11 protein-coding genes and 2 pseudogenes are annotated in these 15,350 nt (G+C 64.1%); 7 read left to right on the top strand and 6 right to left on the bottom strand.

Going from position 1 to position 15,350, the window contains the following annotated elements; translation table 11 throughout:
• Positions 1-361: 361 nt before the first annotated feature.
• On the bottom strand, positions 362-1,843 hold the full coding sequence (gene pdxR, locus AC07U4_RS24575; RefSeq protein ID WP_495197564.1) for a MocR-like pyridoxine biosynthesis transcription factor PdxR: 1,482 nt from the start codon (positions 1,841-1,843) through the stop codon (positions 362-364).
• 165 nt (positions 1,844-2,008) lie between these two features.
• Between pdxR and AC07U4_RS24570 the strand changes: the two genes are divergently transcribed.
• Positions 2,009-2,608: an FMN-binding negative transcriptional regulator gene (locus AC07U4_RS24570; protein WP_495197563.1), complete on the top strand. Its 600-nt coding sequence runs from the start codon at positions 2,009-2,011 to the stop codon at positions 2,606-2,608.
• Here the strand turns inward: AC07U4_RS24570 and proC are convergent.
• The 4 genes from proC to AC07U4_RS24550 all read right to left on the bottom strand — a co-directional run bounded on the left by proC (position 2,592) and on the right by AC07U4_RS24550 (position 9,719).
• On the bottom strand, positions 2,592-3,398 hold the full coding sequence (proC, locus tag AC07U4_RS24565) for a pyrroline-5-carboxylate reductase (protein ID WP_495197565.1): 807 nt from the start codon (positions 3,396-3,398) through the stop codon (positions 2,592-2,594). The two genes, AC07U4_RS24570 and proC, sit on opposite strands and share 17 nt — an antisense overlap.
• 18 nt (positions 3,399-3,416) lie before the next feature.
• Entirely contained in the window at positions 3,417-4,949 is a 1,533-nt protein-coding gene (locus tag AC07U4_RS24560; RefSeq protein WP_495197562.1) for an amidase, read from the bottom strand.
• A 25-nt stretch (positions 4,950-4,974) separates the two neighbouring features.
• Positions 4,975-6,996 carry a S9 family peptidase gene (locus AC07U4_RS24555; RefSeq protein WP_495197561.1) on the bottom strand — a complete coding sequence of 674 codons (2,022 nt, stop codon included), beginning with the start codon at positions 6,994-6,996 and terminating at the stop codon, positions 4,975-4,977.
• Positions 6,997-7,058: 62 nt separating this feature from the next.
• Positions 7,059-9,719 carry a TonB-dependent receptor plug domain-containing protein gene (locus AC07U4_RS24550; protein WP_495197560.1) on the bottom strand — a complete coding sequence of 887 codons (2,661 nt, stop codon included), beginning with the start codon at positions 9,717-9,719 and terminating at the stop codon, positions 7,059-7,061.
• A gap of 439 nt (positions 9,720-10,158) precedes the next feature.
• Between AC07U4_RS24550 and AC07U4_RS24545 the strand changes: the two genes are divergently transcribed.
• The 5 genes and pseudogenes from AC07U4_RS24545 to AC07U4_RS24525 all read left to right on the top strand — a co-directional run bounded on the left by AC07U4_RS24545 (position 10,159) and on the right by AC07U4_RS24525 (position 13,279).
• Positions 10,159-12,345: a TonB-dependent receptor gene (locus AC07U4_RS24545; protein ID WP_495197559.1), complete on the top strand. Its 2,187-nt coding sequence runs from the start codon at positions 10,159-10,161 to the stop codon at positions 12,343-12,345.
• Positions 12,345-12,644, top strand: a pseudogene (locus AC07U4_RS24540) (PepSY domain-containing protein); the annotation flags it as partial. The gene AC07U4_RS24545 and the pseudogene AC07U4_RS24540, both read left to right, overlap by 1 nt.
• A 79-nt stretch (positions 12,645-12,723) precedes the next feature.
• Positions 12,724-12,924, top strand: coding sequence for a PepSY domain-containing protein (locus AC07U4_RS24535; RefSeq protein WP_495197558.1), 201 nt, complete (start codon positions 12,724-12,726; stop codon positions 12,922-12,924).
• A 5-nt stretch (positions 12,925-12,929) separates the two neighbouring features.
• Complete coding sequence (locus AC07U4_RS24530; RefSeq protein WP_495197557.1) at positions 12,930-13,103, top strand: PepSY domain-containing protein; 174 nt, start codon at positions 12,930-12,932, stop codon at positions 13,101-13,103.
• Complete coding sequence (locus AC07U4_RS24525) at positions 13,100-13,279, top strand: hypothetical protein (protein ID WP_495197556.1); 180 nt, start codon at positions 13,100-13,102, stop codon at positions 13,277-13,279. The genes AC07U4_RS24530 and AC07U4_RS24525 overlap by 4 nt, the downstream gene beginning before the upstream one ends.
• A 129-nt stretch (positions 13,280-13,408) precedes the next feature.
• Here the strand turns inward: AC07U4_RS24525 and AC07U4_RS24520 are convergent.
• Positions 13,409-14,311 (bottom strand): annotated as a pseudogene (locus tag AC07U4_RS24520) (SDR family oxidoreductase).
• Between the two features lie 94 nt (positions 14,312-14,405).
• Here AC07U4_RS24520 and AC07U4_RS24515 point away from each other — a divergent pair.
• Positions 14,406-15,242: a helix-turn-helix transcriptional regulator gene (locus AC07U4_RS24515; RefSeq protein ID WP_495197555.1), complete on the top strand. Its 837-nt coding sequence runs from the start codon at positions 14,406-14,408 to the stop codon at positions 15,240-15,242.
• The last annotated feature ends 108 nt before the right edge of the window (positions 15,243-15,350 follow it).

Raw genomic sequence — 15,350 nt, 5'->3', positions numbered from 1 at the left:
CCGATCCGGCTCTGCCACGCGGTTACCCCGCTTCCGGCATCCAGGCCGCTCGCGTCGGCGACATCGCCAGTCGCGCCGACACCCGCTTCAACCGATGTTCCCGGCCCAGATTCACGCTTGAAGCTCTTCCCGATTATCGCACCGCGGGTCGTCGGAGTTGATCGCGGTGGTCATCCCGGTGCCAGGCCAACCACCCGAAAACCGCTTTCCCCATAGAACAGCGCCCGCGGCACGCGGCTTCCTGCCTTGGAGGAAATCATACACCTCCCGGTGCCTGATTTCCTTCACATACCCGGCCATTCCCCGCCTATTTTCGGCTCCCCAATTTCTGCCACTCATTCATATTAACTGTAGAGGAAGGCTATGCGTGCGTCGCCCGGTGGAGCGCATCGATCGCAGACTGGGCCTCCGTCGAGTTCAGGCTAGCGAACCCAACGCGCAAGCCGCGCGGCGCGTCCTCGCTTGCCATAAACGATCGCGACGACGCCAGCCGTACCCCCGCCTCTCGTGCCCGGGCTTCTGCCGCGTCGAGGTCGATGCCCGGAAAACGCAACCAAAAGGCGAGCCCGCCGTCGGGCAGGTCGAATGCGACCGCATCATCGAAGCGGGCGCGCAACTTCTCAGCGAACGCGCGGCGACGCTCGGCATAGATTTTCCGCACCTTGTAGGCATGACGCTGCAATTCGCCGCTGACGATCAGATCGGCGGTCGCGTCCTCGGTCAACCGGTTACCCATGCCGTCGGTAACGGAAATCGCATGAGCCAGCGCCGGCATAATCGCACGTGGCCCGACGATGTAACCGATCCGTAAGGTTGGTAGCAGCAGCTTGGACAACGACCCCAGGTAGATCACATGCTCCGGGCTATAGGCCGCCATGGGCAGCAGCGGCTGTGACGCGAAGTGAAATTCGTGGTCGTAATCGTCCTCCAACAGCGCGAAGCCGAACTGGCGCGCGAGATCCAGCATGCGCAGGCGTCGCTCCGGGCGAAGCGCGACGGTGGTGGGGAATTGATGGTGCGGCGTCAGGAATACCGCGCGCACGTTGTGCTTGCGACATGCCCTCTCCACACCGTCCACATCGATCCCTCCGCCATCCAGCGGCACTGCGACGACGTGTGCTCCCGCCGCGCGGAACGCCGCCATCGCCGGCTCATGGGTCAGCGCCTCGACCAGAACGGTGTCGCCAGGCTTCAGCAGGATCTGCGTTGTCAGGAACAGCGCGTTCTGGCTGCCGCGTGTGATGCATACCTCCTCCGGGGTGATCGACAATGCGCGCTGGTTACGCAGCATCTCTGCGATCGCGCAGCGCAGCCGCATAGATCCGAGCGGATCACGGTACTGGAGACGGTTCTCGGCAGCGGCTCCGATGATCGCTTTGCGATACGCGCGGGCTAGCGTTTCGGCCGGAAATAGCCGGCCATCGGGCGCGCCCTCGTCCAGCTTCAGCCCCTCACCACCCGGCAGCGCGATGGCGCGCGCGGGCGGGGGCAGGATGCGATAATAAGGCTGCACCTCACCGCTAGTCGGGATGTCAGCGGAAAGCGGTTCCGTGGTATGAACTCTGCTTGGGTGTGCCGGAAAAGCGGGAGAGACGATCGTACCGCGCGTCCCGGCCGAAGTGAGCCACCCTTGCGCGATCAACTCCTCATAGGCGACGACCACCGTTTTGCGGTTGACGCAAAGCTGGGCCGCGAGTTGCCTGCTACTGGGCAGATACATACCGGCCGCCAACCGCCCGCTTCTAATGTCCCGGACAATGGCGCGGATCACTTGGCCGTAAAGAGGAGCATCCTTTTCAGAGGAAATTCGGCCCGCTAACGTGACGTGGAGCGGTCGCAACATGGTTCAAACGGCCTCTATGCGGCTGGGCGGAAGCGTTCGAGCAAAGCCATTGGCCCTACACGTCCCATCTAAATTGGCCCTTGAACGGTCCAGCGCGCAAGTCAAAGTTGATGGTACGAGCGCCGACGCAGAAAGCGCACCATGTTCCTCGGAGGCAGCCCCATCATGAGCGATCCTTTCGCGGACTTCACAACCGACGACATACGGACGCTGATCGCGCAACATCCGCTGGCCTGGGTGTGTTCTGTCGGCGACGCCACGCCGGAAGCCGCGCAACTGCCGCTGGTCGGCGAATATGACGGGGCCGGACGGCTGCTGTCGCTGATCGGACATCTCGGACGGGTTAATCCACTGTATGATCGGTTGCGCACGCAGGGCCGGGCGCTGCTGTTGTTCAGCGGCCCGTCGACTTATGTCTCGCCCGAAGAGGCCGGGCTACGCGACTGGGCGCCGACCTGGATTTACGCCAATCTGCGGATCACGGCAGAAGTGACCGTGGATGCCGCGCTGACCGACGAAGCGCTGGACATGCTGATCGGGACGATGGAGCGTGACCGACAGGTACCATGGACCCGCGCCGAGATCGCGCACCGCTATGACGGCATGGCCAGGGCAATCATCGGGTTCCGCGCGTCGGTCACAAAGATCACGGGCCGCTTCAAGTTCGGTCAGGACGAGCGGGATGCGGTATATCGGACGATTGCGGAGCGGCTTGCCGAGCCCGGCGTCACCCCTTGGCTGCGTCGGTTCAATCCGGATCGTTGACGCGGTTCACGTCCTGGTCGGCGAGCTCGATGGAGCGGCGGGCGGCGGCCTGCGCCACTCTTGCCATCAAGTCGTCGATGCCCTCATCGCCGTCCATCTGCGCCAGACCCGCCGCGGTCGTACCACCGGGACTGGTTACCTGTCGACGCAGATCAGCTAAGTCGCGGCCCTCCGCTTCGACCAGCGCCGCAGCGCCGGTCAGCGTCGCGCTGGCCAGTTGGGTCGCTACGGCTTCTGCAAGGCCTAGTTGGACACCCGCCGCCGCCAATGCTTCGGTCATGCGGAAGACATAGGCGGGGCCGCTCCCCGATATGGCGGTGACCAAGTCGATGTCCGCTTCGGTAGCCAACCAGACGACCTCGCCGACCGCAGCCAGCAGCGCCTCGGCCCGACCGCGATCGGCGCCCGACACCGTCCGGCCCGCGACCAGCCCGCTGATCCCCCGACCAATCGCGGCCGGCGTATTTGGCATGGCTCTTACCATCCGCCCGCTTCCGTCGAATGTCTCTGCCAACGCTGAAAGAGGCACCCCGGCCATGATCGACAGGAACAAAGGGTTGTTATCCGCAAGCCGGCGCAGTGCCGGCGAGGTGGCGGAAAACGTCTGAGGTTTTACTGCCAGCACGATGACCAAGTCACTCTCCCCGCCGACATCATCCAGGTCGGCGACCCGCTCCACCCCATCTGGCAAGGAGCCATCGGGGTCGAAGGCCAAGACGCGTTCGCCGTTGCTCCACCGCCGTGCCAAGGCGCCACCCATCCGGCCGCACCCGATCAACAGGATCGTCATCAATGGAAACTCCTCTTGTCAGCGAAGCGCCATCGGGCGCGTACGGGCAATCCACGGCGATGCCCGTTCATAGGCATGGCCGAGCTGGAGCACGGCGAGGTCGGCCAGCCGGGGGCCGATCAACTGAATACCGATAGGCAGGCCGTCGCGCCCGCCAAAGCCCGCCGGCACGGCAAGCGTGGGCAGACCCGCCATGGTCGGCGGCAGCGTGACCTCCATCCAGCGATGATAGCTGTCCATCGCCCTGCCCGCAATTTCTCGTGGCCAATGCTGCTCGGCATCGAAGGGAAACACCTGCGCGGTGGGGAGAGCAAGGAAGTCGTATGTCTCGAACGCCTTGCGAAAAGCTTCGTAGATGCGTGTCCGGCCTTCCGACGCCTTGACCAATTGCGGGCCGGTCAGCTTCATGCCGCCCTCGACCTCCCAGATCGCTTCTGGCTTCAATTGCGCCCGCATCGCCGGGTTGTCGTAAAAGCTTTGCAGGTCCGCTCCAACCGACCATTGCCGCAGCAAGACCGCGGTACGCCACATGGCGTCGGCGCTCTCTGACACATATGCTTCGTCGACGGTCATCCCAATTGCCCGGAACGCGGATAGCGCGGTTTCGCAGGTCTTCATCACGCCTGCTTCGGTCGGTAGCGCACCGCCGAGATCGCCAAGCCAACCGATCCGCTTGCCTTTCCAATCGCGGTCCAGCGGGCTGGCAAATAACGCCGGATCATCCTTCGGCGCGAATGGTGCCCGTGTATCGGGTCCGGCCTGAACCGACATCAGCAGTGCAACATCGGCGACGCTGCGCCCCATCGGGCCAGAGGTTGCGAAATCCTGCCAGAACAGGTCGCTGTTCGGGATCGATGGCACCCGTCCCCATGACGGGCGGAAGCCGAAAACGTTGTTCCACCCGGCCGGATTGCGCAGCGATCCGCCGAAGTCGCTGCCATCGGCAAGAGGCACCATCCTGAGCGCCAGCGCGACTGCACCACCACCGGTACTGCCCCCCGCTGATTTGCGGGGGTCGTAAGCGTTGCGGGTCGTTCCGAACACCCGGTTGTAGGAATGCGACCCCAGTGCGAATTCTGGCACGTTGCTCTTGCTGACGAAGATTGCCCCGGCGTTCCTCATCCGCCCAACGACCAGAGAATCGGAGCCTGGAATGTTAGCCGTCAATAGCGGCGATCCTTGGGTGCTTGGTATCCCGCGCGTCGGGGCCGTGTCCTTCACAGCATGGGGAAAGCCGTGCAGCACCCCGTGGAAGCGGCCGGCAGCGGCGTCCTGGTCCGCCGCATCCGCCTGACGCAACGCGTCAGCGTGATCGATACGGGAGACCAGCGCAGTGAAGTGTGGGTTCAGCGCATCGACCCGCGCCAGATGTGCGGTCATCAACTCGCGCGCCGACAGGTCTTTCTTCCTGATCGCCGCCGCCATCGCCACAGCGCTCATGTCGAGGATATCGGCGCCCCTCGTTGCCGCCAAAGACGGACCTGCGGCGACCAGCGCAGGAACGGCCGCCAGCATGTCACGACGGTTAGGTTGGAAGACAGGATGTGCCATGATTGTCACCTTTTGCTTGTCCCACTCACAGGTGGCCGTCGAACCAGGCGAGCACGCGCCGTTGCACATCTAGCTGATGTTCGGGTTCGTAGATCCAATGCGGTTCGCGCGGGTAGGTCACCATGCTCGCCTGTTTCCCTTGCAGGCGAAGTCCACGGTAGAATGCGATCCCCTGTGGCAGGGGCACACGGCGATCCTCCTGTCCGTGCAACACCAGCACCGGGCCGCTCGCATGATAGACCCGGCGGAGCGGCGATCCCGCGTCGAGCCTGGCCAAGCTCCCCGGCAACGAGCCATAATAGCCGCTGAACCAGTCGGGCGTGTCGGTCGCCAGTGAAAGGCTCAGCAGGTCGGTCGGCCCCGCGCCGACGATCGCCGTCCTGAAGCGCGTGTCATGCGTGATTGCCCAGGCCGACAAAAAGCCGCCATAGCTCCATCCGCCGATGCCCACCCGGGACGGTTCGGTAATGCTATGGGCCACCAGCATGTCAACGCCGTCAACGATGTCCTGATAGTCGCTGTCGCCCCAACCCTGATTTACGCCGCGGGCGAACGCAGTGCCCTGCCCCGCCGAGCCGCGCGGATTGGGCAGCAACACGACATACCCGCGCGCCGCCAAAATCTGCGCCCAGCTTGTCCAGCTGCCCAGCCACCCGCCCTCCCACACGTCCGCCGGGCCGCCATGCGGCTGCACGACGGTTTTCGTCGGGAGCCCAGGTTTGAAGCCGAATGGCGTCACCAGGACACCGTAGATCGGCTTACCGTCGCGCCTGCTGGTCCAGCGCACCTCCTCGACCTTGCCCATGTGCCAACCGCGCATCTGCGGATTGGCGTCTGATACCGGGCGCAGCCGGCCGCGGCGAAACACCCACGCGTCGGCCGCGCGATCCGGCTGGCTGCCGCTCATCGCGATGGTGCCGTCGTTGGCGATCGAGAAATCACGGATCTGCCCGCCCAAGTCGACCAGGGGTCGGAACCGTCCCGTTGCGACATCGACCTGCATCAGCACGGTGCGGCTGTGCACGACCACCCGTGCGATAACGGTGGCGTTGCGCACGGACCAGTCGAGCCGCTTCAGCGTACCGTCCAGTGTCGCGCCCAGCCGCCGCAATGCACCCGTGGATACGTCCGCGATATAGCCGCGCGTACCAATCCTGTCAGCTTCGGGTGCTGTAAAGGCGATGTGCCGGCCATTGGGTGACCAAGCGCCAGTGCTGTACACCCCCTTGAAAATTGAGCGCGCGATCCTGCCGCTGGCGACATCCATCACCACCAATTCGGACCGGTAATAGAAGTCGTTCAGTTCGGCGGAGGCGGCGATCCTCAGCGCGAGGGAACCGCCATCCGGCGACCAGCTGAGCTCACTGACTTCCCGGCCCACAACCGCGATCCGGCGTAGCGCATGCGACGCCAGATTCAGGATCCAGATGCGGGACAGGTCCCCTGTCACATCGGCCTCCACCGCGTCGCGCTTAGCCGCACGGTCGGTGCGCTCACTGGCGTCGAGCGGATCGGGCGCGAGAAAGGCGATGCTGCGGCCGTCGGGCGACCAGCGGAAGCTGCGGATGTCGCGTCCAACGGCGGTCAGCGGCTGCGCCTCCCCGCCCGTGGCCGAGATCAGCCACAATTGGCGCGGCGCCCCGGCAGACTCGGGCTGATCGGGATCGCCTGTTGCCGGCCGCAGATCGAACCCGGCGACTCCATGCGCGCTGGGGTTGGTGCGGTTCGAAAGAAACGCGATGCTGCGGCCGTCGGGCGACCATTGCGGCGTATCGTCGATGCCGGCGCTAACCGTCACCCTACGTGGCGGGACGCTGCCGTCCGCGGCAGTGATCCAGATGGTGGCCCGACCGGCACGCTGCCCGATGCCCGGCTGGGTAACGTACAGGACCTGCCGGCCATCGGGCGAAATCTCCGCATCGCGGACATCAGTCAGGCTGGCAATGGCCTCCGGGGTCACTAGCCCCGTCATCGCCGCCGCAGCCGACTGCGCAACGGCACATGGCCCATGGATGGCCGCGACGAGCGGCAGGCAGAGTGCCAGCATCCGCCACCGAAACGTGCGAGTGGCGGTCGCTACCGGCACCGTCAGCGGCGCAGTCCCACCAGTCAAAAAGCCACCCGCGCGCCGACCGACATGTAGCGTCCAATTACGTCGTAATAGGGCGTAAATGTAGAATATAGCGGTGGGTCCTTGTCGAAAAGGTTCGACACGCTGCCGTATAGCTCGAAGTTGCGCCCGTCGCCCATTGGCACCTTCTGGCTGAGCTGCAGGTCCAGATAGGTATAGGCCGGAATGCGGTTGTTGGTCAGCGTCGTGCGTGTACGATCCCAATAGCCTGACGAGATGAAGCGTGCCCGCACAAGACCGCTGAAGGAGTCGCTGGCATAGCCGACTGTGGCATTGACGCGGAAGCGGGGCGTTCCTTCGGTCAGGGCATAGCCCTGGGTGCCGACATATTCGACCCTGGTGACGCCGTCGTCGACGGAGAAGCTGTTTACCCATGTTCCGACCAGACGCATGTTGATCCGCCCGTTCATCCCGGCATTGACAGGTAAGGTGTAGCCCACCTCACCGTCGATGCCGTCCGTCTTCATCCGCGACAAATTTAACTGTGCCGACGTGATGCTCTGGATCGTCCCGGCGGTATTACGATCGATGAAGTCGCACAGGGCGGCGTTCCCAGCCGCACAGCGATTGACGATGTTCTGCGCACCAAGCGTGGTGATAACGTCGCGGATCGAGATGTTGAAGTAATCGATCGACGCGGTCAGCCCGCGTGCGGGCGCGGTAGTGAACCCGGCCGTCCATGTGTCGGCTCGTTCGGGCTGGAGGGCCGCACTGCCTCCGCCATAGACCAGCGTGCTGGTCGTACCTGCGGCCGGATTGCGAGGATCGACGATGCCGACATAGGACACGGTCCGCGACGTGAACAGCTCGCTCAGATTGGCGGCGCGAATGTCGCGCGACCGCGCGACCCGTCCAATCACGCCCGGCAGAAACTCGTTGGTCGCACCCAGCTTCCATGACCAGATCGTTCCACTCAGGCTGTAGTCGGAGGCCCGTACGGCACCGTTCAGCTCAAGCTTGCGCAACAGCGGCGTGTCGTGGATCAATGGGACAACGATCTCGCCAAACGCTTCCTTGACGTTGGTCTTCCCCGAGAAACCAGTGAAGTAGAAGGTGCTGAACGCGGCAGCCGCGTCGAGCTCGCCGATCTTCGCCCGCGTCGACACGTTGCGCCCTTCTACGCCGATCGCGATCGATACCGGACCGGCGGGCAAATCGAATGGCTCGCCGCGCAACGACATGCCGTACGTGTCCAGCTTGTCGAGCACATTGGACCGGGGCGTTCCGGTCACATAGTTGATCGCTGCCTGGCTTGGCGCGCCGGCTCCGAACAAGTTGATCGGGACGCAGGTGCTGCTTGGATCGGTCAGTGCGACGCGGCAAATTGGCTGATTTGTTGCTGGACTGATAACTGAGTCAACGGCGTTGGCGAAGTTGCGGGTAATCAGGAAGCCAGGCGCACGCAGGTCGTTGCGGAATTCGCCATGGCTGTAGAATGCACTGTAACGCCAGCGATTGCCGGCAAAGCTGCCGTCGAGCGCGACCGAGCCCTGGATGTTGCGCCGGTCGACATCGAGATTGGCAAAGGACAGATCACCGTTGAAACGTGACAACAGGAAACTGGTCTGCCGCGCCGCAGCTAGGCGATCCTTGATCTCTTGGCGCAGGAACGCGTTGTCGTTGCGGATGGTAAGATTGTCGCTGTGGCTACCGAACCACGCATAGCGGTTGTAGTAGCGGGAATAGCGCAGATCAGCGCTCAGCTTCAGGGTGTCGGTCAAATCATAGAACGCTTTCGCCATCGCCGCATAGCGTCGTTGCGGCACCATCAGCACGCCGATGTCGTCGTTCGACGGCGCCTCGCCCCCGATCATGCTGCTGCCGATCACCTGCCCAAGATTGGGCGTACGCAGGCTGCCGTCCGGGTTGAACCCTAGGCCTCTTAGCACGCCCGAGTTGATGTAGCCCCCGACAAGCCTGGTGGAATACCCGACATTCGGAGTCAGCGCGGTATTGCCGTTGGTCGACCAGCGACCGGTGTTCGCGCGATCAATCCGTCGCCCAATGCCCTTGTTGTCGACGAACTCGCCGCCAATCACCACATGACCGCGATCATCGGCGAAGCTGGTGCCGAACTTGCCCTCGACGCGATATTGCTGCGCGTCGCCACGTGACGCAACCGCCGTCTCCCCGCCCAGTCGGAGACCCTTGTAACGGCTGTCAACGTGCAGGTTCACGACCCCCGCCACGGCGTCGGACCCCCAAGCAGCGGACGCGCCGCCCGTCACCACGTCGACGCTGTCGATCATGATCGTCGGTACAGTGTTCAGGTCGGAGTTGACGAGGCGACGTCCGTCGAGAAGCAGAAGCGACCGTTTGTCGCCCAGTCCGCGGATGTTGACTGGGAACCGGCCGGCACTGACATTGGCGCTTGAGGTTATGGGCGAATCCGCCGCCTTGAATTGCGGTAAGTCGGCAAGTGCGGCGCCGAGATTGGCCCTGGGCACCACCTCCAGTTCTGCCTGCGACACCCGCAAGAGCGGCGTCGGCGACTCATAGCCTGGACGATCGATGCGCGAGCCGGTGATGACGATGTCGTCAGCTGGCGGCGGATCCTTCCGATCCTCCGCTTGTCCGGCATTTACTGAAGCGATCGTCTGCGCAGCCGCTGGCGAGGTGACGATCGCAACAGTCAACATAGCGGCATGGCCGGCAAGCCAATACTTCCGACGGTGTGATTTTGTTTGCATCGTACCCATCCCTTCAATCGGTCTGTCGATATTCGCTTTCGAAGGGTGAGCTGTTGGACCACGAGATCGACGTTCAAAGTATATGACAGCGGGAACATGCTCTGACTGGCATACCAATGGTCATTCCGATGAATCTACTATGCACACCCTCACATGATCGCCGATCACACGCAGGGCTGGTTTTCGGAAGCTGTTACTGGCCAGGAAACATCCAATTTTGGACCGCCTGACGGGTCCAAGCAGATGGTCGGCATGCCCAGTTACGATTGCGCACCACCGTATTGCAGATATCGGCCCTGTCGGTCGGACAGCGTTTCGCCGCAACGAAGCGCCTATTGCGAGCGAAACGCAATAGCGTATAGAGGGTTCTTCAAGTCGGGGGATAATAGTGAACAGGATCGTGTTGACCGCTTCTGCGGTTGCAGTCGCTTCGATCGGGACAGTGTCGCATGCGCAGGTTCAGGATCAGACGGCTCCAACAGAGCAAGAGATCGTCGTCACCGCGCAGCAGCAACGGTCGCAGGTGACGAGCGAAGGCTCGCTCGGAGCGCTAGGAGATCGTCCGGCGCTTGAGACGCCGTTCAACGTCCGTAATTACACCGCTCAGCTGATTCTTGATCAGCAAGCCGAGACGCTGGGTGAGGTGCTTGAGAACGATCCGTCGGTCCGGATCACACAAGGGTTCGGCAACCAGTCAGAGCTGTTCGTGACCCGCGGCTTTCCGCTCGCCGGTGACGACGTGGCCCTCGATGGCCTCTACGGAATTACCCCCCGGCAGCTGGTCTCACCCGAACTATACGAGCGGGTCCAGGTGCTGAACGGCTCCAGCGCCTTCCTCTTTGGAGCGGCGCCGGGCGGGTCAGGATTGGGCGGGGGCATCAACCTCATCCCCAAGCGCGCTGAGAAGACGCTGTTGCGCGCCACCGCCAGCTACGCAGGCGACAGCCTGTGGGGTGGCGCGATCGACGTTGGCACACGGTTCGGCGCGGACAACGCCTTCGGCCTCCGGGTCAACGGTGTCTACCGCGACGGGGACACGGCCGTCGACGACGAGCGCCGCAGCGTCCGCGTCGTCGGGGCCGATCTCGACTTCCGATCGGGGCCCGGCCGCTTCTTCCTGGACTTCGGCTACGAGAACCAGCGCGTCTACTCACCCCGGCCGCAGGTACGGCTTGCCAGCACCAGCCTGGCGATCCCGCGCGTGGCCGGCGCCTACGCCAATTATGCGCAGCCATGGGCGTTCACCAAGCTGCGCGACGTCTACGTCCTGGCTCGCGCCGAGGTCGACGTTGCGCCCGACTGGACGGTCTATCTCGCGGGTGGCCTGCGCGATGGCCGCGAGGACGGCGACTACGCCACGCCGACAGTGACGAACTCCACAACCGGCGCCGCCACTCAGGCGCGGCTGTTCGTACCGAGGGAGGACAACAACGAGAGCGGTCAGCTCGGACTGCGCGGCAAGTTCGCGCTCGCCGGCACGACCCACGCGATCAATGCCGGTGGCACGCTGGTCCTGGCCGAGAACCGCAACGCCTTCGCATCCGGCGGCTATCGCACGTCCACCGGCGGCTTCGCCGCGACGACCCCCACAAACATCTACGCGCCCGTTGCGGTGCCGCAGCCGGCGAACCTGCCGGGCACCGGCACCGGCGGCAATCTCGCTGACCCGCCGCGCGTCTCCTATACTGAGTTCGGTAGCCTCTTCGCCTCCGACACGATCGGCCTGTTCGATGACCGGGTGCTAGTCACGGGCGGCGTCCGCCAGCAGAATCTGACAGTGGAGGGTTTCAACCGCGCGACCTTCGCGCGGGCGACCCGCTACGACCGGTCGGCGACCACCCCCGTGATCGGCGTCGTGGTGCGACCGACTTCGACTTTCTCGCTCTATGGCAACCGGATCGAGGGCCTCGTCCAAGGTCCCACCGCGCCAACGAACGGCACTATCCTCAATCCGGGAGAGATCTTCGCGCCCTATCGGACGACGCAGTACGAGATCGGCGCCAAGTGGGAGATCCGGCGTCTCACTGCGACGTTGGCATTCTACCGGACCACGCAGCCAAACGGCTACAGCATCGCCACGCCCACCGCGACACGCCCCACCGCCACAACCTTCGTGGTCGACGGTCGCCAGCGCAACCAGGGCATTGAGCTGGGCTTCAACGGCGAGCCGACCGATTGGCTGCGTGTGATTGGTGGCGGGACGATCACTGACGCCACACTCCGTCGCACAGCAGGCGGATTGACGGACGGCAACGACGCGATTGGCGTGCCCGACTATCAGGTAAACCTGGGGCTGGAGGTGGTGCCACCCTTCCTTCGCGCCGCGACGCTGACCGGGCGGGTCGTCCAGACGGGGCGCCAGTATCTCGATGCGACCAACCTCCAACGGCTGGACGACTGGACGCGCTTTGACCTCGGCTTGCGCTACATCCTGGTCGCGGACGAGCACCCGATCACGCTGCGCGTCAGCGCGGAGAACATCGACAACCGCCGCTATTGGACGTCAGCGTTCGGCGGCTATCTGCTCCAGGGGCAGCCGCGCACCGTCAAGGCATCAGTCACGGTCGAGTATTGATGCGCACGGCGACGGTTAGGGCATGGTGCTGGATTCACAAATGGAGCAGCCTTGTCTGCACGGTGTTCCTGTTGATGCTGTGCCTCACCGGTCTGCCGCTGATATTCCATGACGAGATCGATGCAGCGTTCGATGATCGGCCACCGCTTGCGGCGCTGCCGGAGGATGCGCCGACGCTGCCGCTTGACGCGTTCGTACGCACCGCCATGGCCATGTACCCCGGCGAGCGGCCGTTGTTCATGAGCTTCGACGACGACCGCCCGGTCACCAACGTCACCACTGGAAAGGTGGCGCAGCCCGGACGCGGTGATCTCCACATCACCGCCATCGACCGTTGCACAGCCAAGCCCGTCGGCGCTCGACGAAGATGCCGGCATCATGGCGGTGATTCTGCGCCTCCATGTCGACATGTTCGCCGGGTTGCCGGGCAAGCTCTTCCTCGGCTTCATGGGTTTGCTGTTCTGTGCGTCAATCGTGTCGGGGATCGTCGTCTACGCGCCTTTCATGCGCAAGCTGGCCTTTGGTGAGGTCCGCACACACCGTAGCCGCCGCGTCCGCTGGCTCGTTCCGGCAAGTTGACCGCCATGCGTTCCATGCCTTGGTACATGCTGGCGCTGCGCCTCTCGCAGCCGCTCCACTTCGGTGACTACGGCGCCATGCCAATGAAGGTGCTATGGGCGCTCCTCGATATCGTTGCGATCATCGTGCTCGGTAGCGGTGTTTACCTGTGGATGAGCCGCCGAAAGGGAACCGTATGAGGCGACCAGGCGGCACCTTCGGCATTCCGATTGCCCTCGCCATCGCAACGATTGTCGCCTTGATCGTCGGGTTGCTTGGCGATGGTTTGGTGGACGTCATCGCTTGGATAGGCCTTGCCACACCGCTCGTCGTTATAGGTTGGGCACTACGGGTAAAACGCCTTCGTCATTACTGATGACTAAGTAAAACGAGCTTTGACACGACCCAGAAGGCGACATTTAGAGCCGCTTGGCCGCTCCCTAACTACCGCCGTCCGTTCACGTACGTCCGTCGATCTACCCAGCCGGCGTACAGCGACAATTCGTTAGGCTTCGGTGAGCGCCGAATAGTCCATCGCGGCAAGGTCGGTGAGCAGGTCGGCACCCGTTGGCTCCCACCCAAGCCGTGCGCGCGTCCAGGCGTTCGAGGCAGCCATGTCGAGCGCTGCGAAGGGTGCCATCCAGCCGAAATAGCGCTCGACCTCGTCGGCCGCGATCGAGCGGACCGGCAACCCGCTACCCATACCGATCGCCTCGGCGATGGCACGTGCCGAGACGCCCTCCTCAACCGACGCGTTGAAACGCGCGCCCGGCTCGCCCTTCTCCAGCGCCAGAACCTAAAGCTTCGCCACATCGCTGACGTGGGCCGCGGACCAGCGCGTCTGCCCCTCACCGAGATATGCAACCGCCCCGGCACGACGCGCCTCGGCGATCAGCGGCGTGATCAGCCCGGCCTTGGTGGCGTCGTGCACCTGCGGAAGCCGGATGGTACGCACGTCTATGCGCCGCGCGATCAGCGCCGCACCGGCGAGCTCCGTCGCGATACGCGGATTGGCGTGACGCGGGTTGAGCACGTCCTCGATTGCCGGGCCACCGTTCAGCGGCGTGCCGATGCCGACGCCCGAGGTGATCAGGATCGGCTTCTGCGTGCCCTCCAGCGCCTTGCCCATCGCCGCGATGTTGCGCTCGTCCTTCTTGGTATTCTCGAAGAACGTCTCGAAATTGTGGTCGAACGCGCAGTGGATCACCTCATCTGCCGCCGCTGCGCCGCTGGCGAGCGATTCGGGTGCTTCCAGATCACCGCGGTGAACCTCGACGCACGCAGCTTCGAGCTGTCGGGCGCCGGCATCGGAACGGGTGAGGCCGAGCACCTGATGGCCGCGATTGAGTAGTTCCGGGATCATGTGCGAACCGATGAAGCCGGTCGCGCCGGTCAGGAATACACGCATGGGAGATCTCCTTCTCGCGATACCGGATATCCCAACCAATTCGAACCTGTTAAAGTAGTGACTTTATCGTAGTATAGCTTGCAACAGGATCGATATGGCCAGCGATGCGCCCAACCAACTCGGCAGCTATTTGCGCGACCGACGCACACGCCTCGACCCGGCGACATTCGGGTTCGGCGGTGGCAGACGGCGCACCCCGGGGCTGCGCCGCGAGGAGGTAGCGAGCCGCGCGAACATCAGCCCGACGTGGTACACCTGGCTGGAGCAGGGTCGTGGCGGGGCGCCGTCCGCCGACGTGCTCGATCGCATCGCTAAGGGCCTGATGCTTACGGAGCCGGAGCGCGAGCATCTTTACATGCTCGGCCTCGGCCGTTCACCCGAAGCGCGCTACCAGCCGATCGATGGCATCACCCCGCGGCTGCAGCGGGTGCTGGACGGGATGGCGCTCAGCCCCGCCATCATCAAGACCGCCATGTGGGACGTGGTCGGCTGGAACGCCGCGGCGGCAGCGCTGCTGACCGACTATGCCACCCTGCCGCGCGAGCAGCGCAACATCATGCGGCTGATGTTCGCTGGCGGGAAGGGTCGAAATCGGAACGACAATTGGGACAGCGTCGCTCGCTTCGTGGTCGGCGCTTTTCGCGCCGACATGGCGCGGGCGGGCGCCCACGGGAGCACCGAAGCAACCAAGCTCGTCGAGGAGTTGAGCCGCCTCAGTCCGGAGTTCGAGGTGCTGTGGCGGGACAACGACGTCGTCGCTCATGGCGAGGGCGTCAAACGCATCCGTCATCCGGAGGCGGGGCTCGTAAAACTGGAGTTCTCCTCCTTCTCGGTCGAGGGCAGGCCGGAGCTCGGCATGATCGTCTACAATTCGGTTACTCAAGCAGACGCGGATAAGGTCCGCGCTCTCATCGAGGGTCGGACCGGCTGAGGCGGTCGGCGCACTTCGCACAGGACCCAGAGCACGAAGCCGCTGCGCGGCATTGGCATTTGTCGGTGAGGTAGCGCGTCAGCGCTGAGGTTTGGCCCTGCGGCAGCG

Source organism: Sphingomonas sp. GW821-FHT02B09 (genome assembly GCF_059421875.1).
Note: the sequence above shows the minus strand (reverse complement) of the source record. Positions and strands in the feature narration are given on the sequence as shown.

What these genes read in the sequence shown, in the direction of transcription:
- AC07U4_RS24535 (WP_495197558.1), top strand. Translation starts at nt 12,724, where the DNA reads ATGGCGGTGATTCTGCGCCTCCATGTCGACATGTTCGCCGGGTTGCCG.
- AC07U4_RS24570 (WP_495197563.1), top strand. Translation starts at nt 2,009, where the DNA reads ATGAGCGATCCTTTCGCGGACTTCACAACCGACGACATACGGACGCTG.
- AC07U4_RS24555 (WP_495197561.1), bottom strand. Translation starts at nt 6,996, where the DNA reads ATGCTGGCACTCTGCCTGCCGCTCGTCGCGGCCATCCATGGGCCATGT.
- AC07U4_RS24525 (WP_495197556.1), top strand. Translation starts at nt 13,100, where the DNA reads ATGAGGCGACCAGGCGGCACCTTCGGCATTCCGATTGCCCTCGCCATC.
- pdxR (WP_495197564.1), bottom strand. Translation starts at nt 1,843, where the DNA reads ATGTTGCGACCGCTCCACGTCACGTTAGCGGGCCGAATTTCCTCTGAA.
- AC07U4_RS24515 (WP_495197555.1), top strand. Translation starts at nt 14,406, where the DNA reads ATGGCCAGCGATGCGCCCAACCAACTCGGCAGCTATTTGCGCGACCGA.
- AC07U4_RS24560 (WP_495197562.1), bottom strand. Translation starts at nt 4,949, where the DNA reads ATGGCACATCCTGTCTTCCAACCTAACCGTCGTGACATGCTGGCGGCC.
- proC (WP_495197565.1), bottom strand. Translation starts at nt 3,398, where the DNA reads ATGACGATCCTGTTGATCGGGTGCGGCCGGATGGGTGGCGCCTTGGCA.
- AC07U4_RS24550 (WP_495197560.1), bottom strand. Translation starts at nt 9,719, where the DNA reads ATGTTGACTGTTGCGATCGTCACCTCGCCAGCGGCTGCGCAGACGATC.
- AC07U4_RS24530 (WP_495197557.1), top strand. Translation starts at nt 12,930, where the DNA reads ATGCGTTCCATGCCTTGGTACATGCTGGCGCTGCGCCTCTCGCAGCCG.